Here is a 22,865-nt window from a genome sequence, read left to right as displayed (position 1 = left end):
CATCCCATGACATCCCGCTACAGAGCCGCGCGGGCACGCTCCATCAGCCGGACCACCGACTCGTCGGCCACGTCCGCCACCTCGTCGTACCCGAACCAGCGCAGCTCCAGCGACTCCTCGCTGATCTCCGCGACCGCCCCGGCCGGAGCCAGCGCCGCGTACTGCACGTCCAGGTGCCACCGGCAGGGCCCCGGAATCGGATGCCGGTCGAGCCGCACCGGCTCGCCGGCCCGCAGCAGGGTCAGCCCCCGGATCCCCGACTCCTCACCGGCCTCGCGCAGCGCCGCCAGCGCGACCGAGGCATCGCCCGGCTCGCAGTGGCCGCCCATCTGGAGCCACATCCCGAGCTTCCGGTGCAGCGTCAGCAGCACTCGCTCCCGCTCCGGATCGATGACCAGCGCACTCGCCGTGAGATGTCCCACCTCGCAGGACTTCCACATGCCGTCGGGGCGGGCCGTCAGATGGTCCAGATAGAGCTGCCGCAGCTCCTCCTGGTCGGCGTAGTCCTTCAGTACGCGTACGGCGTCGTCGTGCAGGGTCACCGAGCGGGCCCGCCCTTGCCGTCGGCGCCGTCGTCACCACTGTCGTCCCCGGTGTCGCCGCCGGCGGCCCTGCCGTCCGCGCCGCCCTCCGCCGGACCGCCGGAGGAATCCGGAGCGCCGCCGCGCCCGGCCCCGGAAGCGGCCTCGCCGAGCATCTTGTCCAGCTCGGAGAAGTCGAGGTGCTCACGGTGGACGAAGCCGTCGGGGTCGTCCAGGTCGGTCGCGGTGGGCAGCATGTCCGGGTGCTCCCAGAGGGCGTCCCGGCCGTCCATGCCGCGCGCGTCGGTCAGCGAGGCCCACAGCCGGGCCGCGTCCCGCAGCCGGCGCGGACGCAGCTGGAGACCGATCAGCGTGGCGAAGGTCTGCTCGGCCGGGCCTCCGGACGCCCGCCGCCTGCGCAGGGTCTCGCGCAGCGCCGCGGCCGAGACCAGCCGGGTCGAGGCGGCCTCGTGCACCACCGCGTCCACCCAGCCCTCGACCAGCGCGAGCGCCGTCTCCAGCCGGGCCAGCGCCGCCTTCTGCTGCGGAGTGTCCTCCGGCTGGAACATGCCCTGCTGGAGTGCTTCCTGAAGCTGCTCGGGATGGGACGGATCGAACTGCCCGACCACATCCTCCAGCTTGCTCGTGTCGACGGTGATGCCCCGGGCGTACCCCTCGACCGCGCCGAACAGATGCGAGCGCAGCCATGGCACATGGGCGAAGAGCCGCTGGTGGGCGGCCTCGCGCAGCGCCAGATAGAGCCGCACCTCCTCCTTGGCCACACCCAGGTCCTTGCCCAGCGCCTCGATGTTCAGCGGCAGCAGCGCGGCCTGCCCGGCCGGACCGAGCGGCAGCCCGATATCGGTCGAACCGACCACCTCGCCCGCCAGCACACCCACGGCCTGGCCGATCTGCTGGCCGAACATGGCGCCGCCCATCGAGCGCATCATGCCGATCAGCGGGCCCGCCATGGCCTGCATCTCCTCGGGCAGCACATTGCCCATGGCCATGCCGACCCGCTCAGCGACCGGGTCGACCAGCTGCTGCCACGCGGGCAGGGTCGCCTCGACCCACTCGGCCCGGCTCCAGGCCACGGCGGTGGTCACCCCGGACGGCAGCGAGGTCGCGCCGTCCAGCCAGAGATCGGCCAGCCGCAGCGCCTCCTCGGCCGCGGTGCGGTCGGCGGGACCCACGCTCGCGTCCTTGGTGCCGTCGGAGGTGCCCTGGGAGACCGTCTGCCGGGCGATCTGCTTGGCCATGTCCCAGTTGACCGGCCCGCCCTCATAGCTCAGCATCTGGCCGAGCTGCTGGAAGGCGGCGCCCAGGTCATTGGGGTTCAGCGAACCGAACATGGCGGCGAAGGGATTGTCCGCGCCGCCGTCCCCGGTGCCGAAGCCGAACGGATTCGCCGGATTGGAGCCGCCGGCGCCGTGGCCACCTCCGGCGGGATCCTTCTTCTTGCCCTCGTCGCCGTTCTCCGGCTCCTCCGGCGGAAGGCCGAATCCGAATGGGGTGTCACTCACGGGTTTCCTCGGCTCGTAGGGCCACCGGCTCCGGCCGGCGGCGAATGCCTGACAACACACCCAGCGTAGACATCCGGGCTCGCATATGGGCTCGGTGCTCCGTCGACTCGTGGCCTGGGGCAGGATGGACGCCACCTGGTACGTACGCGTTATTTGCTTACGTACTGAAGACAACCGCTGGAGACGCCTGGTGAGTTCCCCAGATCCGCAGGTTCGCGGAGCGCGAAACCGCTCAACCCCGTCCCGAGGCGGCGGGCCCGCAAGCAGGGGGCCCGTCGTCGCGATCACCGGCGCCGCCACCGGCATCGGCGAGCTGCTCACTCGCCGACTGGCCGCATCCGACCAGGTCAAACAGGTCGTCGCGATCGATGAGCGCCGGGGAGAGATCTCCGAGGCGCAGTGGCACATCCTCGATGTCCGCGATCCGGCCATCGCCGAGAAACTGCGCGGCGCCGATGTGGTGGTCCATCTCGCGCTCGATCTCGATCTGGAGACCGACTCCGCCGCCCGTACCGCGTATAACGTACGCGGTACACAGACCGTGCTCACCGCCGCGGCCGCCGCAGGCGTGCGCCGGGTGGTGCTGTGCACCTCCGCCATGGTCTACGGGGCGCTGCCCGACAATGACATCCCGCTCTCCGAGGACGCCGAACTGCGCGCCACCGCCGAGGCCACCGGTGTCGGCGACCTGCTGGAGATCGAACGCCTCGGCCGCCGGGCCCCGCGCGCCCACCCCGGGCTCAATGTCACCGTGGTCCGCCCGGCCGTGCTGGTCGGGGGCACGGATACGGCCCTCACCCGCTACTTCGAGTCGCCCCGTCTGCTCGTGGTCGCCGGATCCCGTCCCACCTGGCAGTTCTGCCATGTCGAGGATCTGGTGAGTGCCCTGGAGTACGCCGCCCTGGAGAAGGTCGAGGGCGAGCTGGTGGTCGGCTGCGACGGCTGGCTGGAGCAGGACGAGGTCGAGGAGATCAGCGGAATCCGGCGGATGGAGCTGCCCTCGGCCGTGGCCCTGGGGGCCGCCGCCCGGCTCCACCGCATCGGACTGACCCCATCCCCGGCGGGGGATCTCGCGTACACCATGCATCCCTGGGTGGTGAGCGTCAGCCGGCTGCACGACGCGGGCTGGCGCCCGAAGTGGACCAATGAGGAGGTGCTGGCCGCGCTCCTGGAGGAGGTCGAGGGCCGCCACACCCTCGCGGGCCGCAGGCTGGGCCGCAAGGACGCGACCGCGGCCGGCGCCGCGGGCGCGACGGTCGCCCTGCTCGGCACCGCCGCACTGGTCCGCCGGGCCCGCAAGGCGCGGCGGCGGCTCTAGGCCGGCTCTCGCGGGGCGGGCGGTTTTCCGGGTTGTCAGTGGTGTACGGCACGATGAGTGCATGGGCATCAGCTACGACCACTCCGGTGAGCAGGCGGCGGAGGATCCGATCCGCCTTCTCGCGATCCGGGACACCCCGCTCTCCGTCGACGAGGTGTTCGCGGCCGTGGGCGACGCGGCCGCGGGCGGCACCGCGCTCTTCGTCGGCACCGTCCGTGATCACGACGGCGGCGCGGATGTCGACGGCCTCGGGTACTCCAGCCATCCGACGGCCGAGGCGGAGCTGCGCCGAATAGCCGAAGGCGTGGTGGCGAAGTTCCCGGTCCGGGCGCTCGCCGCTGTCCACCGGGTGGGTGAGCTGCGCGTCGGTGATCTCGCGGTCGTCGTGGCGGTGGCGTGCGCCCATCGGGGTGAGGCGTTCGAGGCGTGCCGCAAGCTGATCGACGACCTCAAATCCGAGGTTCCGATCTGGAAACACCAGACCTTCTCGGACGGCACGGAGGAATGGGTCGGTTCATGACGGATTGATCCGGACATCCCGTACAACCCTCTCGCGGACCGTGCCGGGGCTCGCGCCGGGGAGCGGCGGCGAGGCCATCGTTCGGGGGAGTGACCCTGGCTGAAACCCGTACGGTGGTCAAGCGGCCCGATTTGCGTAACCGTCACCCTGCCATGAGCGTTGAAGTGGCAGATGACTAATCTGCTGATCACTCAGTCGCTTTCCGTTCATGGGGTAGGGAGGTCGCGATGGCAGCACTCGCCTGGTTGTTGATTCCGCTTTTCGCTGTTGTCGGTGCGGCGATATGGGGAGGCTGGGCCTCCCGCAACCGGACGACCGGAGATGTGGCCGAGCTGGCCGGATACGCGCGATTCCGCGACGCGATGGAGAAGGCCGGGTCCGGGAAGGGCTCCGCCGAGTAGCGACCCCGGAAGTACCGGAAGTACCCGAGGAGAACCCCGGCCGGACATCCGTCCGGCCGCGGCCTGCGGCCTCGGACGGACCGGCCCGGACGGTGCGCCCACAGGTGTTTCCCGTACTGTCGTTCCATGCCACGCCGCACCACGACGATGCTCGCGTCCACTCTGATTTTCATCGCGCTGCTCTGCGCCGGAGTGCTCATCCCGGTCCCCTACGCGGAGATGTCACCGGGCCCCACGGTCAACACGCTGGGCAGCGCCCGGGGCGAACCGGTTCTGCGGATTTCCGGGCACAAGACCTACCCGACGACCGGTCATCTCAATATGACGACGGTCCGGGTCACCGGTGCGGATTACAAGATGAATCTCGTCGAGTCGGTCCACGGCTGGCTGGCCCACGACAATGTGGTGGTGCCGCGCGACACCCTCTATCCGGACGGCAAGACGGAGGAGGAGTCGACGCAGGAGAACGCCGAGGAGTTCACCCAGTCGCAGGAGAGCGCCAAGGTCGCCGCCCTGCGGGAACTGGACATCCCGGTGAAGTCACGCGTCGTGGTCGCGGCGGTCTTCAAGGACACCCCGGCGCACAACCGCCTGCACGCGGGCGATGTGATCCGCGCCGTGGACGGCACGCCGGTCCGCGTGCCGGGTGATGTGGCGAAGCTGGTCACCAAGAACAAGCCCGGCGACAAGGTCGTCTTCACCATCGTCCCCGCGGCCGACGCCGCCGCGGCGGAGAAGGCGGGCAAGGAGCCGACGGCGACCGAGAAGGTGACGATCACCACCGCGAAGTCGGAGACGGGCAACCGGGCGATCGTCGGCATCGAGGCCGGGACCGACCACACCTTCCCGTTCACCATCGACATCAATCTCGCCGATGTGGGCGGCCCCAGCGCCGGCCTGATGTTCGCCCTGGGCATTGTGGACAAAATCACCCCGGGTGACATGACCGGCGGCAAGTTCGTCGCGGGCACCGGCACCATCGACGACAAGGGCGAGGTGGGCCCCATCGGCGGTATCCAGATGAAGCTCGTGGGGGCCAGGAAGGCCGGGGCCGAGTTCTTCCTGACGCCGGCCGCCAACTGCCCGACGGCGGCGGCCGACACGCCCAAGGGGCTGACCCTGGTGAAGGTGGAGACGATGGCCGACGCCACCAAGTCCATGGCGAAGATCAAGTCGGGGGCGACGGAGTCGCTGCCGGGCTGCTCCTCCGCCACCGGCTGACCGCGAGCGCCCGGACCGCCCGGCGGCACTCCGCGTTCGGGGTGCCGCCGGGCGGTCCCGTGACCCGCTGAGCCGCCGGGCGGTCCCGTGACCCGCTGAGCCGCCGGGCGGTCCCGCGGTCCGGTCAGACCTCGAAGGTCGCGGCGAGTGCCTCCGCCAGCCGCGGCACCAGATCGGCGCCGGTCAGTACCTCCTTCGGTGAGTCCTTCCCGCGCAGCCTGATCGCCGACTCGCGCTTGCCGTCGCGGAGCACCGCCACCGTCATCCGGACCTCCTGGCGGTCCGGATGGGCGGCGACCCACTTCGCGAGCGCCTTGTCATTGAGGCCCTGCGGCACCGAGGACTCGGCCGAGGGCGGCAGCATCAGTCGCTCGACCGTCAGCGCGCAGCCGGAGACTGCGTCCGGCCAGGCGATCGTGCCGAGGAATTTGTCGAGCGGCGTGCCGGCCGGAATCTCGTCCTGCTCGATCGGGGTCAGCGGCGCGGGGGTGTCCTCGCCGTCGAGACCGAGCTGAGACGCGAGCCCCGGTTCCTGGGTGCGGAGCCTGGCCGTGTCGACCAGGGCGAAGAGCCTGGCCGGCTGGTCCCAGCCCAGGCCGGAGGCGTATTCGTCGATCTCCAGCACGGCACGGGTGAGGGGGGTCGCGGCGATCGGACCCGAGCCCGGGGCTGTCGGATCGGAGTCGCCGGAGGAGGGGGCGGAAGGGGAAACATTGGACATGCGCAATATCCTGCCTCCTTCCGGCCCCGAGTCGGGAACTAGGTAAAGCCTCGGTAAGTTGCATGGATGGGGCTCTAGGATCGCGGGGCCCGCAAACTGACCGCGAATATCTACACAACCGCGAACTTCGAGGTGCGCACGTTGGCTTTCCAGATGCCGGACCGCGGCGGAGGCCCCCCGACCGGGCCACGGATCAGAGTGGGCCGGCCATCCCGGCGTGTCCGCACCCTGCTCATGACACTGGGCGTGCTGGCGGTCCTGGCCATGGCGTTCGTCATGTTCGCCGGGTTCTGGACCGACTGGCTCTGGTACCGCTCCGTCAATTACTCATCGGTGTTCACCACCACCCTGTGGACCAAGATCGGCCTCTTCGCCGTCTTCGGTCTGCTGATGGCCACCGCCGTCGGGGTGAACATCTGGCTCGCCCACCGGCTCCGTCCGCCACTGAGCGCGATGTCGCTGGAGCAGCAGAGCCTGGATCGTTACCGGATGGGTATCGCCCCGTACAAGAAGTGGGTCCTGCTCGGGCTCACCGCTCTCGTCGGGCTGATCGCCGGAGCCTCCGCCACCGGCCAGTGGCGGTCCTGGCTGATGTGGGTCAACGGCGTGCCCTTCGGCCAGAAGGACCCCCAGTTCCAGATGGACGTGTCGTTCTACGCGTTCGATCTCCCCTGGTACCGGTTCCTGCTCGGCTTCGGCTTCGCCGCGGCCGTGCTGTCGCTGATCGCCGCGGCGCTCACCCACTATCTGTACGGCGGGCTGCGCATCACCAGCCCCGGCGCGCGGGCGACCGCCGCCGCCACCGGACACCTCTCGGTGCTGCTCGGCCTCTTCGTCTCGCTGAAGGCCGTGGCGTACTGGCTCGACCGGTACGGGCTCGCGGTGAAGTCCAGCGACTTCAAGGCCACGGGCAACTGGACCGGCCTGCGCTATGTCGACGCCAATGCCTATCTCCCGGCGAAGACGATCCTCTTCTGCATCGCCGTCATCTGCGCGGTGCTCTTCTTCGCCACCCTCTGGCGGCGCACCTGGCAGCTGCCGGTGATCGGCTTCGGCCTGATGGTTCTCTCGGCGATCCTGATCGGCGGCCTCTACCCGGCCATCGTGCAGAAGTTCCAGGTCCAGCCGAATGAGCAGGCCAAGGAGAGCCCGTACATCCAGAAGAACATCGATGCCACCCGCAAGGCGTACGGCATCGACAAGGCCGAGCCGGAGGACTACGCCGGCAAGGGCGACCCGACCCGCAAGGCCGAGCAGCGGACCGAGGCGAATTCCGCGGCCAGCTACCGCGTCGTCGACTCCAATGTGGTCTCCCCGGCCTTCCAGCAGCTCCAGCAGGAGCGGAAGTACTACCAGTTCCCGGCGACGCTCGATGTCGACCGGTACACCGGTGCCGACGGCAAGCCGCAGGACACCGTGATCGGTCTCCGCGAGCTGGACATCACCGGTATCCCCAAGCGGAACTGGATCAACGACCACTTCACCTACACCCACGGCTTCGGCGCGATCGCGGCCAAGGGCACCAGCGTGGTCAGCGACCCCAACAAGGGCACCGTCGGCTCGCCGGACTTCACCGAGTCCGGGATCCCGACCACCGGCCAGCTCAGCAAGACGCCCTATGAGCAGCGGATCTACTACGGCGAGAAGACCGAGCAGTACTCGATCGTCGGCGGCCCGCAGAAGGAGCTCGACTACGAGGCGAGCACCGGCCCGACCAAATACACCAGCTACAAGGGCAAGAGCGGCGTCAGCCTCTCCAACGCGCTGAACCGCGCCGCGTACGCGGTGGCCTTCAGCGAGCCGCAGATCCTCTACTCGGGAGCGGTCGGCGAGGGCTCGCGGATTCTCTACAACCGCACGCCCAAGGAGCGCGTCGAGGCCGTCGCGCCCTGGCTGACCATCGACGGCGACGCCTACCCGGCCGTGGTCGACGGCCGGATCCAGTGGATCGTGGACGCGTACACGACGACCAATGGCTACCCGTACGCCTCGCGGACGACCCTGGGTGACACCACCACCGACTCGCTGACCACCAACCAGCGCGCCGTGGTGGCCCAGCAGAACCAGGTCAACTACATCCGCAACTCGGTGAAGGCCACCGTCGACGCGTACGACGGCTCGGTCAAGCTGTACCAGTGGGACACCAAGGACCCGGTCCTCAAGACCTGGATGAAGGCGTTCCCGGGCACGGTCAAGGCGAAGAGCGACATCTCCGCCGAGCTGCGGTCGCACCTGCGCTACCCGCAGGACATGTTCAAGGTCCAGCGCGAGCTGCTCACCCGGTACCACGTCACCGAGCCCGAGCAGTTCTACAGCGGCTCGGACGCCTGGCAGGTGCCGGACGACCCGACGAACAAGGACTCCAGCGCGGTTCCGCCCTACTACCTGAGCCTGAAGATGCCCGGGGAGAAGGCGCAGAAGTTCTCGCTGACGACGACCTTCACACCGGCGGGCCGGCCCAACCTGGGAGCGTTCATGGCGGTCGACGCCGACGCGAACAGCGCGGGGTACGGCTCGATAAGGCTGCTGAGAGTCACCGAGACCGTCCAGGGCCCCTCACAGGTGCAGTCCGAGCTCAATGGTGTGAACGAGGTCGCGACCTTCGTCCGTGACCTCAGGGGCACCGACTCGGACATCGAGTACGGCAACCTGCTGACGATTCCGCTGGACGGCGGGTTCCTCTACGTCGAGCCGGTCTACGCCCGCGGCGGCAGCGCCAACTATCCGCTGCTGAGGAAGGTGGCGGTCGCCTACGGCGGCGGGAAGCCGGTCTTCAAGGACAGCCTGGACGAGGCGCTCGACGCGGTCTTCGCGACGGATGGCTCGACACCGACACCGCAGCCGCCGGACGGTGACGAACCCACCAAGCCGAATCCGCCGAAACCGCCGGTCACCGGTGAGGGCGAGCTGGAGGACGCGATCAATGACGCGCTCAGGGCCCAGCAGGAGGCCGACGCGGCGCTGAAGAAGGATCCCGAGGACTGGGGCGCCTACGGCCAGGCCCAGAAGGATCTGGAAGCGGCGCTGGAGCGGCTGCGGGCGGCCCAGGGGTCGAGCAGCCGGTCATCGGCCTCGCCCTCGCCGTCGAGCTCGTCGTCGAAGGCGTCGTAGTGCCCCACCCGGAACAGCCGGAGCAGTCAGAGCAGTCGGAGAGAGATCGGCGGCGGCCGGCACCACGCCGCTGAGCAGGCAACATCCCGCGCCGTGATAGTGTGTGAACACAACGGCGCGGGGTGGAGCAGCTCGGTAGCTCGCTGGGCTCATAACCCAGAGGTCGCAGGTTCAAATCCTGTCCCCGCTACTCATCGACGAGGGCCCGGATCCTTTGAGGATCCGGGCCCTCGTCATGTGCTGAGGGAAGTGGGAACTGTGTTCGGGGGGTGGCGAGTTGACGGAGTACGGGTTTGACTTGTCTCTCTGTGGGCATGTCGACAAAACGCCGAAACGACCTTCCTGGTTGCGGTATACCAGGTGTGAGCGGTTGCAGGTGGTGCGACGATGGAATTCATGGGGGACAGGGCAACTCTGTTGGAGACAGGGCGGTTTGTGCAGCGGCATGCCGGCAGTGCGGCGGACGGGATCCGTACCGCCGCGGAGGGCATCGCGCGCACCACGCCCGCCGATCACACCGGCCGCGCTCGTCTGATCACGGGCGCCGGCGGCGCCGTGACCGGTGCCGGGCCCGGCACCGGTGCCGCACTCGCCGATGACACCGACGCCGAAACGGCCGGTACCGCCGGGTACTACGGGCTCGACGGGCTCGACGGCATTCCGGGAATCCCGGGCGTCCCGGATGTCGCGGATGCCCCGGCCCCGAACCGCGCTGACGGCGACACCCGACGGCCGGGCGGTCCCGGCTCTGGTGCCGCGCGCACCACCGGTGCGAGTGTGGACGCCATGGAGACCGCCGGGGCCGAGGAGCGGTATCGCCGCGCGGCCGAGAGCGGCGACACCGGGTCGATGAGTGTGCTCGGCGCGCTGCTGCTGCGCCGGGGCGATCTCGACGGGGCCGAGTCCTATCTGCGCGCCGCGACCGCCGAGGGCGACCGGGCCGCCGCCAACAATCTCGGTGTCCTGCTCCATCAGCGCGGATACGGCGAGGAGGCCGCCGGCTGGTGGCGGGTCGCCGCCGTCGCGGGTTCGGCCGCCGCCGCCCACGCCCTCGGGCGCCACTTCCGCGAGCGCGGCGACGAGCCCGCCGCCGAGTACTGGCTGCGCCAGTCGGCCGAACAGGGCCACGCCCTGGGCGCGTACGCCCTCGCCGATCTGCTGGAGCACCGCAGGGACGTGGGCGCCGAGCGCTGGCTGCGGGCAGCCGCCGAGCAGGGCCACCGCGAGGCCGCGTACCGGCTCGCCCGCATGCTGGAGCTGCGGGCGGCCGACGAGTCCCACCCCGGGGACGCCCACGCGCTTCTGGGACGCGGCACGGGCTCGCCGGCGACCCCGGGCGGCAAGCTCCTGAGAGCCCTGGCTCCGGGCGGCACGGACCCGCGCGGCAGGGTTCCGGGCGGCACGGACCCGCGCGGTACGGCGCCGGCCGGCACCGGCGCGCCTCCCGCGCGCCCGGATCCGCCCCGGCGCACGGGGGCCGGCGCGCCCGCCGCAGGGCAGGGGACCGGGCTGATCGACAGCGTCACCAATCTCCGGCTCTCCACCCTGGACGAAGCCGCCCAGTGGTACCGCCAGGCAGCCGCGCGCGGCCATCGCAGGGCCGCCCTCCATCTGGGCGCCATCCTGGAGAAGCGCGGTGAGCTGCGGGAGGCCGGACGCTGGTACCTCAGCTCCGCCAAGGACGGCGAGACCCGCGCCGCCTGCGCGCTCGGCTTTCTGCTGCGCGACGCGGGCGACGAGGAGAGTGCCGCCGTCTGGTGGCTGCGCGCCGCCCAGGAGGGCGACGGGAACGCCGCCAACGCCCTGGGCGCGCTGCATGCCGCCCGGGGCGAGCCGCAGACCGCCGAGCGCTGGTACCGCGCCGCCATGACCGCCGGGGATGTGAACGGCGCGTACAACCTCGGGCTGCTCTGCGCCGCCCAGGACCGCACGGCGCAGGCCGAGCAGTGGTACCGCCAGGCCGCCTACGCCGGGCACCGCGAGGCCGCGAACGCCCTCGCCGTGCTGCTCCTCCAGGCCGGTGACGCGACCGGGGCCGAGCCGTGGTTCTCCAAGGCGGCCGAGGCCGGAAGCGTGGACGCCGCCTTCAACCTCGGCATCCTCCATGTCGGCCGGGACGACGACCGCACCGCGCTCACCTGGTACGAGCGGGCCGCCGCGGCCGGTCACACGGAGGCCGCGCTCCAGGTCGGCATCGCCCTGCTGCGGGACGGCGACGACCAGGGCGCGGAGCGCCATCTGCGGTGCGCGGCGGGCGGCGGCAGCGCGGAGGCCGCCTTCCGGCTGGCCTCGCTGCTGGACGCCCGCCAGCCGCCCCCCGGGCCGCCCGTGCTCGGGGAGCCGGTGGGGGAGAAGACCGAGTGCGAGGAGTGGTACGAGCGCGCCGCCGAGCAGGGGCACCGCCGTGCGCAGGTACGCGTCGGCATGCTCGCCGCGGCCCGCGGCGACATGTCGGACGCGGCCCGCTGGTACCGCGAGGCGGCCGAGGCCGGCAGCCGCAACGGCGCGTTCAACCTCGGGCTGCTGCTCGCGCGCGAGGGCAATGAGCGCGAGGCGGCCCTCTGGTGGGCCCGCGCCGCCCGCGCGGGCCACGGCCGGGCCGCCCTGCGGCTGGCGCTCCTCGCCGCCCGCCGGGGCGAGCTGAACGAGGGCCAGCGCTGGTGCGCACGGGCGATGGAGCTCGGCCCGGCGGAGGTCACCGAGCGCGCCGCCCGGCTCCGGGAGGCGCTCCACCAGGAGCTCACGGCATGAGAGCGCCCCGGTGGCGCGGGGCCGCTCCCGCCCGCGGCCCGGTATGCCCGAGCCCGCCGGCTGCCGGCTGCCGGCATGCGCGGCCCGGTATGCCCGAGCCCGCCGGCTGCCGGCTGCCGGCATGCGCGACCCGGCCCCCTCCCGTGCTCCTGCGGCCCCACCCGGGCCCGTATCCCCACAGCGGGCCGCTGACCAGTGAGAACGGAATCCCGACCGGCCTCCGGGCGGCTCGGCGGGAGCACTCGGACGGGGGCGTTTACCCGGGCAGCGATGTTGATTTGCGCCCCCCGGTCCGGTCCCGTAAGGTTGTGTTCAACGGCGCGGGGTGGAGCAGCTCGGTAGCTCGCTGGGCTCATAACCCAGAGGTCGCAGGTTCAAATCCTGTCCCCGCTACTCAGGACGAAGGCCCGGATTCTCAGGAATCCGGGCCTTCGTCGTGTTCTGCCCATGGTTCGTGATTCCCGCCGGGACGGACGGGTACCGCTCCCCGTGACGGGTCGAGTGGGCTTCGAGCGGGCGCCGGGATGATGCGGCGGCGGTGGCCGGGGCGGCGCCGGGTGGATGCGCTCAGGGGAGCGGCATCCACCGACGAGCGAGGGGACACGGTGTTGCCGGGGTGTGCGACCGCGGGGGATCGACGGCTCCGGCAGGGGATGGGCTCAGGCGGCGCCGGCGCAGCCCGGACAGATGCCCCGGTAGGTGACCTCGACATTCGAGATCGTGAATCCGAAGCGCTCCGAGTCCGGCAGATCGGCCAGCGGATTGCCGGCCGGATGGACGTCGCGGATCGCGCCGCACTCGGCGCAGACCAGATGCTGATGGGGTCGGTGGGCGTTCGGGTCGTAGCGCTTGGCGCGGCGGTCCGTGGCGACTTCCAGCACTTCGCCGAGGGAGACCAGCTCGCCCAGGGTGTTGTAGACGGTCGCGCGGGAGATCTCCGGCAGCCGCCGCGCGGCACGCGCGTGCACCTCGTCGGCCGTCAGATGGACATGCTCGCCGTCGAGGACCTCGGCCACGACACGCCGTTGCGCGGTCATGCGCCAGCCGCGTCCGCGGAGTCGTTCCAACAGGTCACTCATGGGAACCAGCCTAACAGTGGGGGATCCGTATCCCGAATGGGTGTGACTTTGGAAGTTGGCTTGACTTAGACAAAGTCCATCGTAGGATCGGTTCAGCACAAGGGCCAGGACGAGATCAGCAGGAGGCGTACGTGACGCAGGGACCGCTCACCACGGAGGCCGGAGCTCCGGTTGCCGACAATCAGAACAGTGCGACCGCGGGCGTCGGCGGTCCGGTTCTGGTGCAGGACCAGTCGCTTCTGGAGAAGCTCGCGCACTTCAACCGCGAGCGCATCCCGGAGCGCGTGGTCCACGCCCGGGGGGCCGGCGCGTACGGCACCTTCACCCTCACCGCCGATGTCAGCCGGTACACCCGGGCCGCGTTCCTCTCCGAGGCCGGCAAGGAGACGGAGACCTTCCTGCGCTTCTCCACCGTCGCCGGCAACCTCGGTTCGCCGGACGCGGTGCGCGACCCCCGGGGCTTCGCGCTGAAGTTCTACACCGAGGAGGGCAACTACGACCTCGTCGGCAACAACACCCCGGTCTTCTTCATCCAGGACGCCATCAAGTTCCCGGACTTCATCCACACCCAGAAGCGCGACCCGTACACGGGCTCCCAGGAGGCCGACAACGTATGGGACTTCTGGGGGCTGTCGCCCGAGTCGACCCACCAGGTCACCTGGCTCTTCGGCGACCGGGGCATCCCCGCCTCGTACCGCCATCTCAACGGCTACGGATCCCACACCTACCAGTGGAACAACGCCGCCGGTGAGATCTTCTGGGTCAAGTACCACTTCAAGACCGACCAGGGCATCAAGAACCTGACCCAGGACGAGGCGAACGCCCTCGCGGGCACCGACCCCGACAGCCACCAGCGCGATCTGCGCGAGGCCATCGAGCGCGGAGACTTCCCGTCCTGGACCGTGCAGGTGCAGATCATGCCCGAGGCGGACGCGGCGACCTACCGCTTCAACCCGTTCGACCTCACCAAGGTGTGGCCGCACGAGGACTACCCGCCGATCGAGATCGGCAAGCTGGAGCTGAACCGCAACCCGGAGAACGTCTTCGCCGAGGTCGAGCAGTCGATCTTCTCGCCGGCCCACTTCGTGCCGGGCATCGGGCCGTCCCCGGACAAGATGCTCCAGGGCCGCCTCTTCGCCTACGGCGACGCCCACCGCTACCGCGTCGGGATCAACGCCGACCATCTGCCGGTGAACCGCCCGCACGCCACCGAGGCGAACACCCACAGCCGGGACGGCTTCCTGTACGACGGCCGCCACAAGGGTGCGAAGAACTACGAGCCCAACAGCTTCGGCGGCCCCTTCCAGACGGACCGGCCGCTCTGGTCGCCGAGCCCGGTCTCCGGTGTCACCGGCACCCATGAGGCGCCGAGCCACGCGGAGGACGACGACTTCGTGCAGGCGGGCAACCTCTACCGGCTGATGTCGGAGGGTGAGAAGTCCCGCCTCGTCGAGAACCTCGCCGGGTTCATCGCGAAGGTCTCCCGCGACGACATCGCCGAGCGGGCGATCAACAACTTCCGTCAGGCCGACGGAGACTTCGGCAAGCGGCTGGATGCCGCCGTCCAGGCCCTGCGCGGCTGATCGGGCGCTTGCCGCGAGACGGAGAGCCGGACCCCTGTCCAGGGGGGTCCGGCTCTCCGGTGTTCGGCTCCCTTGTGTTCGGGGGCGGGGCGGGTCAGCCGACCAGGGTCGACCGGTGATCGCGGGCCGGGGCCCAGCAGCGGATGATGTCGCGCACGGAGACGATGCCGACGGGTCCTGTGCCGTCCATCACGATCAGATGGCGGAATCCGCCGTGGGACATGGCCTCGGCGGCCTCCTCGAGGCTCCAGGCGGGAGCCGCGAAGACGACGTCGGTGGTGGTGTGGGTGCCGGCGGTCTCCCGGTCGGGGTCCTGGCCCGTGCCCACGGACGTGAGGATGTCGCGCTCGGTCAGAATGCCCATGGCTTCGGAGTCGCCGTCCAGCACGACGGCCGCGCCGACGCGGCGGGCGGCCATCAGCCGGGCGGCCTGGCGGAGGGTGTGTGCGGGGCCGATGGTCAGGACGACCGTGCTCATGGCGTCACGGACGAGCATGAAAGGAGCCACCTCCTCGGAGAACCGGTCCCGTGAACCAATTCACAAGTTCACAAGCGGGGGGATTTTCAGAGTCTCAGGCTCCGTGGAACAGGGCAAGAGGGCGGACCGGGCGGATTCCGCAAGACGTGTACCGGCCGCCCGGGGGCATCCGGGGCGCCGATGGCCGGACCGGGGGCCCGCCGGGGTCGTGCGGGGCGGCGGGGGCGTACGGCCGGACCCCGCGCCCCCGCTTCCGAGGACCCCGCAGGCCTGCGCCGGCGCGGCCGGGGTCAGGTCCTCAGATAGCTCAGCAGCTCGTCATGGAGCAGCCCATTGGACGCGGCGGCGTTTCCGCTGTGCGGTCCGGGGACGCCGTCCAGGCCGGTGAAGGTGCCGCCCGCCTCCTGTACGACGATCACATTCGCGGCCATGTCCCACAGCGACAGCTCCGGCTCGGCGCAGATGTCGATCGAGCCTTCGGCCACCATCATGTACGGCCAGAAGTCGCCATAGCCGCGGGTGCGCCAGCAGTCGCGGGTGAGGTCGAGAAAGCCGGGCAGCGCGCCCCGCTCCTCCCAGCCGCTCAGCGAGGAGTAGGCGAAGGAGGCGTCCTCGATCCGGCCGACCCGGGACACCTGGAGCCTGCTCGCGGAGGAGAGCGAGCGCCCGGTGTACGCGCCGCTGCCCTCCGCCGCCCACCAGCGGCGGCTCAGCGCGGGGGCCGAGACCACGCCCACCACGGGCCGGTAGCCGCCCTCGCCCTGCACCATCAGCGAGATGAGCGTGGCCCAGACCGGTACCCCGCGCACGTAGTTCTTGGTGCCGTCGATCGGGTCGATGACCCAGCGGCGGGGGCCCGTGCCCTCGATGCCGTACTCCTCGCCGAGGACGGCGTCCCTCGGCCGGGCCCGCTGGAGCTGTGCCCGGATCAGCTCCTCCGCGGCCTTGTCCGCCTCGCTCACGGGCGTCATGTCCGGCTTGGTCTCGACCTTCAGGTCCAGCGCCTTGAACCGGGCCATGGTCGCGGCGTCGGCGGCGTCCGCCAGGACATGGGCGAGACGCAGGTCGTCGTCATAGTCGGGCATGGCGATCACTCTATCGGGAGGGCGGAGGGCGCGGCCGGCGGCGCCGGGCGCGCGCGGGCGCGCACCCGCCCGGCCGCGATCCGAGCGGTTCGGGCCAACCCTCCGCTCCGGCCCGCGGCGACTCTTGACACCTGAAGGAGGCACGTCAACTCTGTGCGACGAGCCGTACGGCTGGGTGGGCACCGGGTCCTGGAGCCGTGCGGCCGGGGAGGCGACGATGCCTACGGCCCGTGAGTCCCTGTTGAACGCCGCACTCGCGGCCCTTGCCGAAAGACCCTGGTCAGCGGTGCGGATGGTCGATGTGGCCGTGGCCGCGGGCCTGTCCAGGCAGACCCTGTACAACGAATTCGGCAGCAAGGACGGACTCGGCCGCGCGCTGGTCCGCCGGGAGGCCGACGGGTATCTCCGCGGGGTGGACCGGCTGCTGGGCGAGGGCTCCGGAGCTGTCGAACCCCTGGTCGCGATCGCCGAGTGGACCGTGAGCGAGGCGCGTGCCAGACCGCTGCTGCGCGCGCTGCTCACCGGCTGCTGGGGCGAGTGGCTGCCGCTGCCGACCTCCGCCGACAGCGATCTCCCGCCGGCCGGGACACCGGCTCAGCGCCGCGCGGACGCGGGGGCTCCGAGGCCCGCCGAGGTGGTCGCGCTGGTACGGGACCGGTCGCTCGCCGCACTGACGCGCGGCGGCTGCGGGTTCGTGCCGGAGCAGGGCGGCCGGCACCGGGGCGAGGAGGAGCCGGCGGCACTCGCGCACCGCTGCGAACTCACGATGCGGCTCGCGCTCTCCTGCGTCATCGCTCCCGCCGGGGAGGGTGTCGGCCGGCTGATCCGTACGGCGGTCGGGTCCGCCCCCGCCGGCGGGGACACGGAGGCCGGGTGAACAGGAGGGGACGCGGCGGCGGGACGGGACCGGTGCGGACACGGCGGCCGGGCGGGACCGGAGCGGACACCGCCGCCGGACGGGACCGAAAGCCGACACGGAGGCCGGGCGGCACCGGAGCAAACACGGCCGCCGGGCGGGACCGGAGCAAACACGGCCGCCGCGCGGGACCGGAGCAAACACCGCCGCCGGGCGGCCCCGGTGCGGACCGGCCGGCGGAGGATGTCAGTGCGCGGAGCCCGAGAGCTGGAGACCGATGACCCCGATGATCACCAGTGAGATCGACACGATCTTCAGCGTGGAGACCAGATCGCCCAGGAAGATCATTCCGTAGATCGCGGTGCCCGCCGCCCCGATGCCGGTCCACACCGCGTACGCCGGTCCCACATCGAGCTTCTTCAGTGCCAGGGTGAGAAGTCCGAAGCTCCCCAGGGCGAAGGCGGCGAAGGCGATGGTGGGCCAGAGCCGGGTGAACCCGTGGGACAGCTTCAGACAGACCGCGAAGCCCGTTTCGAGAATTCCGGCGACCACCACCAGCAGCCACGCCATGGTCAGGGCCTCCCCGTCAGTCGGTGACTGCTACGTCGGATGTGATGCGATTAAGCATTTACCAACATCCGATTCGCGCAAACGTAACGCGGATCAGTCGCCTTCGCGTCGTTCCCTGGTCGAGAGCAGCCTGCGCAGGGAGACCAGCCGGGCCGGATCGGCGTGCCCCTCGGCCACCCAGGCGTCCAGGGCGCACTCCGCCTCGTCATGGCTGCAGGCCCTGGGGCAGTTGACCGTCCCGGGCACCAGATCGGGGAAGGCGAGGATCACCCGGGACGGATCCACATGGGCCAGCCCGAACGAGCGCAGCCCCGGCGTGTCGATGACCCAGCCGCCGGCCTCGTCCGCGAGCGGAATGGCCAGTGCCGAGGTGGTGGTGTGCCGGCCGCGGCCGGTGACCGCGTTGACATGTCCGGTGACCCGCCGCCGGTCCGCCCGCACCAGCGCGTTGACCAGCGTGGTCTTGCCGACGCCGGAGTGACCGACGAACGCCGTGGTGCGGCCCGAGAGATGCTCGTGCACCCGGTCGGCCGCGACCCCGTCCACGAACTCGTCGCGGGTGGTGACGACATGGGGGACGCCGAGCGCCCCGTACATCTCCAGCAATTCGTCCGGGGAGGCGAGATCCGACTTGGTCAGGACGAGCAGCGGGGTGAGCCCGCCGTCGTAGGCGGCGACCAGACATCGGTCGATCAGCCGGGGGCGCGGCTCGGGGTCGGCGAGCGCGGTGACGATGGCGAGCTGGTCGGCGTTGGCGACGACGACCCGCTCGAAGGGATCGTCGTCGTCGGCGGTGCGGCGCAGTACGGAGGTGCGCTCGCCGATGCGCACGATCCGCGCCAGGGTGTCCTTGTCGCCGGAGAGGTCACCGACGATCGAGACCCGGTCGCCGACGACGGCGGCCTTGCGGCCGAGCTCCCGGGCCTTCATGGCGACCACGACACGATCCCCGACGAGACAGGTCAGCCGCCCCCGGTCGACGGTGAGGACCATGCCCTCCGCCGCGTCCTCGTGTTTGGGCCGGATGCTGGTCCGCGGCCGGTTGCCCTTGCGATTGGGCCGTACGCGGATGTCGTCCTCGTCGGGGTTCTTGCCGTAGCGCCGCATTTCCTCAGGCCCCGTTCAGCTTCCCGACCCGAGCATGGTGGTCCACATCCGGGGGAAATCGGGCAGTGTCTTGGCGGTGGTGGCCACATTCTCGATCTCGACGCCCTCGACCGCGAGGCCGATGATCGCGCCCGCGGTCGCCATCCGGTGGTCGTCGTAGGTGTGGAACACCCCGCCGTGCAGCGGACGCGGCCGGATCAGCAGCCCGTCCTCGGTCTCGGTCACATCCCCGCCCAGCTCGTTGATCTCCTTGGTGAGCGCGGCCAGCCGGTCCGTCTCGTGGAGCCGCAGATGGGCGACGCCGCGCAGGGTGGAGGGCGAGTCGGCGAGGGCGGCGACGGCGGCGATCCCGGGGGTCAGCTCGCCGACCTCGCCGAGGTCCACGTCGATGCCGCGGATCCGGCCGGTGCCGGTGAAGGTCAGGCCGGCGTCGGTGAGCTCGCAGGAGCCGCCCATCTCGGTGAAGATCTGGCGCAGCGCGTCGCCGGGCTGGGTGGTGCGCTCGGGCCAGTCCGGGATGGTGACCCGGCCGCCGGTGATCAGCGCGGCGGCGAGGAAGGGCTGCGCGTTGGACAGATCGGGCTCCACCGTGATGTCGCGGCCGAGTATGGCGGAGGGGGCGACCCGCCAGACATTGGGCTCGCCGCCGGTCTCGGGCTCGTCCACCTGGGCGCCGACGGCGCGCAGCATGTCCACGGTCATCCGGATGTGCGGCATCGAGGGCAGCCGCGCGCCCACGTGCCGGACCTCGACCCCCTGATTGAAACGGGGCGCGGAGAGCAGCAGCGCGGAGACGAACTGGGAGGACGAGGAGGCGTCGATCTCGACCGATCCGCCGTCCAGGGCACCGCCGCCGTGCACGGTCATCGGGAGCGCGCCGCGGCCGTCGTCGTCGATCCGGGCGCCGAGGGCGCGCAGCGCGTCGATCACGCCGTGCAGCGGGCGCTCGTAGGAACGCGGGTCGCCGTCGAAGCGGATGGGGCCGTCGGCGAGGGTCGCGACCGGCGGCAGGAAACGCATCACCGTGCCGGCGTTGCCGACGTCGACGGTGGCGGGGCCGTGCAGGCCGGCCGGGATGACCCGCCAGACCTCGCCCTCGCCGTCCGGGCCGATGCCCTCCTCGATGCCGACACCGAGCGCGCGCAGCGCCTGGGCCATCAGCAGACTGTCCCGGGAGCGGAGCGGGCGGCGCAGCCAGCCGGGGTCGGCGGCCAGGCCGGCCAGGACCAGAGCGCGATTGGTGACCGACTTGGAACCGGGCACGGTCACGGTCGCTTCGACGGCTCCGTTCGCGAACGGGGCAGGCCAGAGGGCAGGGTGCACGGAGGCTTCGGTCATGGCCATTACTTTAGTGGTTCCACGGCGGCCCGGATTTTGATCAAATATGCCGAAACCGGGGCGTAATCATGGCGTGATGGTGGGTGAACACGGCCGGATGGCCCTCATCGCACCGCCGCCGGAGACCCGCCGGAGACCCGCCGGAGCCTCGCCGGCTCAGAGCGCGAGCAGCCACCGTCCGCCGCCGATCAGGGCACAGAGCGACACCGCGTGGAAGAGCAGCAGCCACATCAGCGGCGGCACATGGGTGAGCCGGGAGAGCTGATCGGCGTCCGAGTCGGGAGCACCCCCGTGCCTCCGTTTGGCCTGGAGCTCGAAGACCGGGCGCACCCCGCCGATCAGCAGGAACCAGACCGCCGCATAGGCGAAGCCGGCCTGGACCTCGGCATCGGCCAGCCAGGAGACCAGCAGGAAGGCGCCGCCGGTGACGATCACCGTGAGCGCGCCGTACACATTCCGGATCATCACCAGCAGGGCCAGCAGCAGCGCGGTGGCCAGCCACAGCAGCAGGGTGATCCGGTCCGCGCCCAGCAGGGCCGCGCCGCCGAGACCGAGCAGTGAGGGGGCGGTGTACCCGGCGGCGGCGGTGAGCACCATGCCGAGCCCGGTCGGCCTGCCCCGGCTCACGGTCAGACCGCTGGTGTCGGAGTGCAGCCGGATGCCCTCCAGCTTGCGGCCGGTGAGCAGGGCCACCAGACCGTGACCGCCCTCGTGCGCGATGGTCACGGCGTTCCGGGAGAGCCGCCAGAGCGGGCGCGGCACGACCGCGGCGAGGGCGAGCACGGCCGCGGCTATGACCAGCCACCGCTCCGGCGCGGACTGGGTGCCCGAGATCCGCTCCCACAGACCGCCGGCCGGGGAGCTGCTGAGCATGAAAGCGGAATGGATGCTTTCCATTTCTGGGGTGGCTCCTTGAGCGGCGGACGGAAGTGGCAGTGTGGCAGTCATGTGTGGACGGTATGCGGCAAGTCGTCGGCCCGAGGATCTGGTGGGGATCTTCGACGTCCGGAAGTGGGAGCCCGCGGAGACCCTGGCCCCCGACTGGAACGTGGCGCCCACCAAAGAGGTCCACGCGATCCTCGAACGCCCTGTGAAAGACGCGGACGACCCTCGTCCGGTTCGCCAGCTGCGCGCACTGAGATGGGGACTGGTCCCGTCCTGGGCGAAATCGCCGGAGGGCGCGGCCCGGATGATCAACGCCCGGGCCGAGACGGTGCACGAGAAGCCGTCCTTCCGGGCCCCCTTCGCCGCCCGCCGCTGCATCATCCCCGCCGACGGCTACTACGAGTGGGTCACCGCGGAGGACGAGCGCCGGCTGGAGGAGCAGGGGAAGCGGAAGCGGACGAGGAAGCAGCCGTACTTCGTCACCCCGGCCGACGGCTCCGTCCTCGCCATGGCGGGGCTGTACGAGTTCTGGCGCGACCGGACCCTGCCCGACGACCATCCGCGCGCCTGGTGGGTGACGTGCACGGTGATCACCACCGAGGCCGAGACGGGCCCGCTGGGGGTGGCCCCGGCCGACGGCCCCGGATCGCTGGCGGAGATCCACCCCCGGATGCCGCTGATGCTGACCCCCGACCGCTGGGACGCCTGGCTCGACCCGGGCACAACGGACCCGGAGGAGCTGCGCTCGCTGCTGGAGCCGCCGCCGGAGGGGCTGATGCGGGCGTATCCGGTGACGACGGCCGTCAGCAATGTCCGCAACAACGGACCGGAGCTCCTCGCGGAGCTGGAGGGCCCGGAGGAGGCCACGCTCTTCTGACCGCCGGCCCCGGCGCCGCCACCCCACTGGACCAACCGCCGCCGGGCAGGATGGCCGGGTGACGAGAAAAGAGAGCGCGAACCTCCCCGACGCCCTTCCCGACGCCCCGCCGGACGCCGTCGACGAGGTCGTGACCGAGGCCGGAACGGCCCGCGTGAGCTGGTACCGGGCCGCCGCCGGCCCGGGTGAACGCCTGGTGCTCGCCCTCGGCCACGGCGCCGGGGGCGGGATCGCGGCCCGCGATCTGCGGGCCATCGCCCGGGAGCTCCCCGCGGACGGGGTCACGGTCGCCCTGGTCGAGCAGCCCTGGCGGGTCGCCGGGAAGAAGCTCGCCCCCGCCCCCGCGACGCTGGACCTCGGCTGGCGCGGGCTCTGGCCCCGGCTGGCGGAGCGCGGGGTGCCCGTCGTCGCCGGCGGCCGGAGCGCGGGCGCCCGGGTCGCCTGCCGGACCGGCCGGGAGCTGGGCGCCGCCGGGGTGCTCGCCCTCGCCTTCCCGCTCCACCCGCCGGGCCGGCCGGAGAAGTCCCGGGCCGCCGAACTCCTCTCCGCGGGCCTGCCCACCCTGGTCGTCCAGGGCGGCGCCGACCCCTTCGGGAAACCCGCCGAATTCCCCGCCGTGCCCCCGGGCACCACGGACGCGGAGGGCCGGTACGAGCTCGTCGAGGTGCCCGCCGCCGATCACGGCTTCGCCGTCCCGAAGCGCGCGGCCATCACGGGGATTCCCGCCGTGACAGTGATCACAGACGCGGTACGGGCCTGGCTCGCGGCCCGCTGGGAATGACGAGCCGCCCGGCTCTGTTGTGCCGGATGTCAGGACGTCAGCAACTGAGCACGGAGTAGGGAGTCCCTCGCATGGGTTCGACCATCTGCCCCCGCCGTACGGACCGGAACAGCCTGGAGTGGTCCGTACTCACGGCGGC

20 protein-coding genes and 2 tRNA genes are annotated in these 22,865 nt (G+C 71.4%); 12 read left to right on the top strand and 10 right to left on the bottom strand.

Going from position 1 to position 22,865, the window contains the following annotated elements; translation table 11 throughout:
* Positions 1-17: 17 nt before the first annotated feature.
* Positions 18-542 (bottom strand): NUDIX hydrolase, encoded by a 525-nt coding sequence (locus tag AAFN69_RS18690; protein WP_347729689.1) that lies wholly within the window; start codon positions 540-542, stop codon positions 18-20.
* Entirely contained in the window at positions 539-2,044 is a 1,506-nt protein-coding gene (locus tag AAFN69_RS18685; RefSeq protein ID WP_347729688.1) for a zinc-dependent metalloprotease, read from the bottom strand. Before AAFN69_RS18685 ends, AAFN69_RS18690 begins: the two co-directional genes overlap by 4 nt.
* A 190-nt stretch (positions 2,045-2,234) precedes the next feature.
* Between AAFN69_RS18685 and AAFN69_RS18680 the strand changes: the two genes are divergently transcribed.
* The 4 genes from AAFN69_RS18680 (at position 2,235) to AAFN69_RS18665 (ending at position 5,504) form a co-directional block, all read left to right on the top strand.
* Entirely contained in the window at positions 2,235-3,362 is a 1,128-nt protein-coding gene (locus AAFN69_RS18680) for an SDR family oxidoreductase (RefSeq protein ID WP_347729687.1), read from the top strand.
* Positions 3,363-3,423: 61 nt separating this feature from the next.
* A complete protein-coding gene (locus tag AAFN69_RS18675) occupies positions 3,424-3,882 on the top strand; it encodes a molybdenum cofactor biosynthesis protein MoaE (protein ID WP_347729686.1) in 459 nt (152 codons plus the stop codon).
* Positions 3,883-4,109: 227 nt separating this feature from the next.
* Positions 4,110-4,283, top strand: a complete 174-nt coding sequence (locus tag AAFN69_RS18670) for a hypothetical protein (RefSeq protein ID WP_347729685.1) — start codon at positions 4,110-4,112, stop codon at positions 4,281-4,283.
* Between the two features lie 126 nt (positions 4,284-4,409).
* Positions 4,410-5,504: a PDZ domain-containing protein gene (locus tag AAFN69_RS18665; RefSeq protein ID WP_347729684.1), complete on the top strand. Its 1,095-nt coding sequence runs from the start codon at positions 4,410-4,412 to the stop codon at positions 5,502-5,504.
* Between the two features lie 124 nt (positions 5,505-5,628).
* Here AAFN69_RS18665 and AAFN69_RS18660 read toward each other — a convergent pair whose 3' ends face one another.
* On the bottom strand, positions 5,629-6,225 hold the full coding sequence (locus AAFN69_RS18660) for a PPA1309 family protein (protein ID WP_347729683.1): 597 nt from the start codon (positions 6,223-6,225) through the stop codon (positions 5,629-5,631).
* Between the two features lie 153 nt (positions 6,226-6,378).
* Here AAFN69_RS18660 and AAFN69_RS18655 point away from each other — a divergent pair, with 153 nt between their 5' ends.
* From AAFN69_RS18655 to AAFN69_RS18640, 4 genes are all read left to right on the top strand, one after another.
* Positions 6,379-9,336 carry a UPF0182 family protein gene (locus AAFN69_RS18655; protein ID WP_347729911.1) on the top strand — a complete coding sequence of 986 codons (2,958 nt, stop codon included), beginning with the start codon at positions 6,379-6,381 and terminating at the stop codon, positions 9,334-9,336.
* A 116-nt stretch (positions 9,337-9,452) separates the two neighbouring features.
* Positions 9,453-9,526, top strand: a tRNA-Met gene (locus tag AAFN69_RS18650).
* Between the two features lie 197 nt (positions 9,527-9,723).
* Positions 9,724-12,087 carry a sel1 repeat family protein gene (locus AAFN69_RS18645; RefSeq protein ID WP_347729682.1) on the top strand — a complete coding sequence of 788 codons (2,364 nt, stop codon included), beginning with the start codon at positions 9,724-9,726 and terminating at the stop codon, positions 12,085-12,087.
* Positions 12,088-12,406: 319 nt separating this feature from the next.
* Positions 12,407-12,480 (top strand) — tRNA-Met (locus AAFN69_RS18640).
* A 266-nt stretch (positions 12,481-12,746) separates the two neighbouring features.
* On the opposite strand, the gene AAFN69_RS18635 is transcribed toward AAFN69_RS18640, so the two are convergent.
* Positions 12,747-13,166, bottom strand: coding sequence for a Fur family transcriptional regulator (locus AAFN69_RS18635; protein ID WP_347729681.1), 420 nt, complete (start codon positions 13,164-13,166; stop codon positions 12,747-12,749).
* A 131-nt stretch (positions 13,167-13,297) separates the two neighbouring features.
* On the opposite strand from AAFN69_RS18635, the gene AAFN69_RS18630 reads away from it, so the two are divergent.
* Positions 13,298-14,749 (top strand): catalase, encoded by a 1,452-nt coding sequence (locus tag AAFN69_RS18630; RefSeq protein ID WP_347729680.1) that lies wholly within the window; start codon positions 13,298-13,300, stop codon positions 14,747-14,749.
* Positions 14,750-14,843: 94 nt separating this feature from the next.
* Here AAFN69_RS18630 and AAFN69_RS18625 read toward each other — a convergent pair whose 3' ends face one another.
* Positions 14,844-15,245 (bottom strand): CBS domain-containing protein, encoded by a 402-nt coding sequence (locus AAFN69_RS18625; RefSeq protein WP_347729679.1) that lies wholly within the window; start codon positions 15,243-15,245, stop codon positions 14,844-14,846.
* Between the two features lie 272 nt (positions 15,246-15,517).
* Positions 15,518-16,312: a histidinol-phosphatase gene (hisN, locus tag AAFN69_RS18620; RefSeq protein WP_347729678.1), complete on the bottom strand. Its 795-nt coding sequence runs from the start codon at positions 16,310-16,312 to the stop codon at positions 15,518-15,520.
* A gap of 217 nt (positions 16,313-16,529) precedes the next feature.
* Here hisN and AAFN69_RS18615 point away from each other — a divergent pair, with 217 nt between their 5' ends.
* The gene (locus AAFN69_RS18615; RefSeq protein WP_347729677.1) at positions 16,530-17,189 is read left to right on the top strand and encodes a TetR/AcrR family transcriptional regulator; all 660 of its coding nucleotides are present in this window, start codon (positions 16,530-16,532) and stop codon (positions 17,187-17,189) included.
* Positions 17,190-17,414: 225 nt separating this feature from the next.
* Here AAFN69_RS18615 and AAFN69_RS18610 read toward each other — a convergent pair whose 3' ends face one another.
* The 4 genes from AAFN69_RS18610 to AAFN69_RS18595 all read right to left on the bottom strand — a co-directional run bounded on the left by AAFN69_RS18610 (position 17,415) and on the right by AAFN69_RS18595 (position 21,056).
* A complete protein-coding gene (locus AAFN69_RS18610) occupies positions 17,415-17,738 on the bottom strand; it encodes a multidrug efflux SMR transporter (RefSeq protein WP_347729676.1) in 324 nt (107 codons plus the stop codon).
* A gap of 93 nt (positions 17,739-17,831) precedes the next feature.
* Complete coding sequence (rsgA, locus tag AAFN69_RS18605) at positions 17,832-18,845, bottom strand: ribosome small subunit-dependent GTPase A (protein WP_347729675.1); 1,014 nt, start codon at positions 18,843-18,845, stop codon at positions 17,832-17,834.
* A gap of 15 nt (positions 18,846-18,860) precedes the next feature.
* Positions 18,861-20,183 carry a 3-phosphoshikimate 1-carboxyvinyltransferase gene (aroA, locus tag AAFN69_RS18600; protein WP_347729674.1) on the bottom strand — a complete coding sequence of 441 codons (1,323 nt, stop codon included), beginning with the start codon at positions 20,181-20,183 and terminating at the stop codon, positions 18,861-18,863.
* Between the two features lie 156 nt (positions 20,184-20,339).
* On the bottom strand, positions 20,340-21,056 hold the full coding sequence (locus tag AAFN69_RS18595; RefSeq protein ID WP_347729910.1) for a M50 family metallopeptidase: 717 nt from the start codon (positions 21,054-21,056) through the stop codon (positions 20,340-20,342).
* A 73-nt stretch (positions 21,057-21,129) separates the two neighbouring features.
* Here AAFN69_RS18595 and AAFN69_RS18590 point away from each other — a divergent pair, with 73 nt between their 5' ends.
* A complete protein-coding gene (locus AAFN69_RS18590; RefSeq protein WP_347729673.1) occupies positions 21,130-21,945 on the top strand; it encodes an SOS response-associated peptidase in 816 nt (271 codons plus the stop codon).
* A 130-nt stretch (positions 21,946-22,075) separates the two neighbouring features.
* Complete coding sequence (locus AAFN69_RS18585) at positions 22,076-22,726, top strand: alpha/beta family hydrolase (protein ID WP_347729909.1); 651 nt, start codon at positions 22,076-22,078, stop codon at positions 22,724-22,726.
* The last annotated feature ends 139 nt before the right edge of the window (positions 22,727-22,865 follow it).

It is taken from the genome of Streptomyces sp. CAU 1734 (assembly GCF_039888735.1).
Taxonomy (GTDB): Bacteria; Actinomycetota; Actinomycetes; order Streptomycetales; family Streptomycetaceae; genus Streptomyces.
The sequence above is the reverse complement of the archived record's forward strand: the minus strand, read 5'-3'. Positions and strand labels throughout refer to the sequence as shown.

Bases quoted from the DNA above. Each gene is read 5' to 3' on its own strand.
- AAFN69_RS18675 (WP_347729686.1), top strand. From the start codon at position 3,424: ATGGGCATCAGCTACGACCACTCCGGTGAGCAGGCGGCGGAGGATCCG.
- AAFN69_RS18670 (WP_347729685.1), top strand. From the start codon at position 4,110: ATGGCAGCACTCGCCTGGTTGTTGATTCCGCTTTTCGCTGTTGTCGGT.
- AAFN69_RS18665 (WP_347729684.1), top strand. From the start codon at position 4,410: ATGCCACGCCGCACCACGACGATGCTCGCGTCCACTCTGATTTTCATC.
- AAFN69_RS18660 (WP_347729683.1), bottom strand. From the start codon at position 6,225: ATGTCCAATGTTTCCCCTTCCGCCCCCTCCTCCGGCGACTCCGATCCG.
- AAFN69_RS18655 (WP_347729911.1), top strand. From the start codon at position 6,379: ATGCCGGACCGCGGCGGAGGCCCCCCGACCGGGCCACGGATCAGAGTG.
- AAFN69_RS18645 (WP_347729682.1), top strand. From the start codon at position 9,724: ATGGAATTCATGGGGGACAGGGCAACTCTGTTGGAGACAGGGCGGTTT.
- AAFN69_RS18635 (WP_347729681.1), bottom strand. From the start codon at position 13,166: ATGAGTGACCTGTTGGAACGACTCCGCGGACGCGGCTGGCGCATGACC.
- AAFN69_RS18625 (WP_347729679.1), bottom strand. From the start codon at position 15,245: ATGCTCGTCCGTGACGCCATGAGCACGGTCGTCCTGACCATCGGCCCC.
- hisN (WP_347729678.1), bottom strand. From the start codon at position 16,312: ATGCCCGACTATGACGACGACCTGCGTCTCGCCCATGTCCTGGCGGAC.
- AAFN69_RS18615 (WP_347729677.1), top strand. From the start codon at position 16,530: ATGCCTACGGCCCGTGAGTCCCTGTTGAACGCCGCACTCGCGGCCCTT.
- AAFN69_RS18610 (WP_347729676.1), bottom strand. From the start codon at position 17,738: ATGGCGTGGCTGCTGGTGGTGGTCGCCGGAATTCTCGAAACGGGCTTC.
- rsgA (WP_347729675.1), bottom strand. From the start codon at position 18,845: ATGCGGCGCTACGGCAAGAACCCCGACGAGGACGACATCCGCGTACGG.
- aroA (WP_347729674.1), bottom strand. From the start codon at position 20,183: ATGACCGAAGCCTCCGTGCACCCTGCCCTCTGGCCTGCCCCGTTCGCG.
- AAFN69_RS18595 (WP_347729910.1), bottom strand. From the start codon at position 21,056: ATGCTCAGCAGCTCCCCGGCCGGCGGTCTGTGGGAGCGGATCTCGGGC.
- AAFN69_RS18590 (WP_347729673.1), top strand. From the start codon at position 21,130: ATGTGTGGACGGTATGCGGCAAGTCGTCGGCCCGAGGATCTGGTGGGG.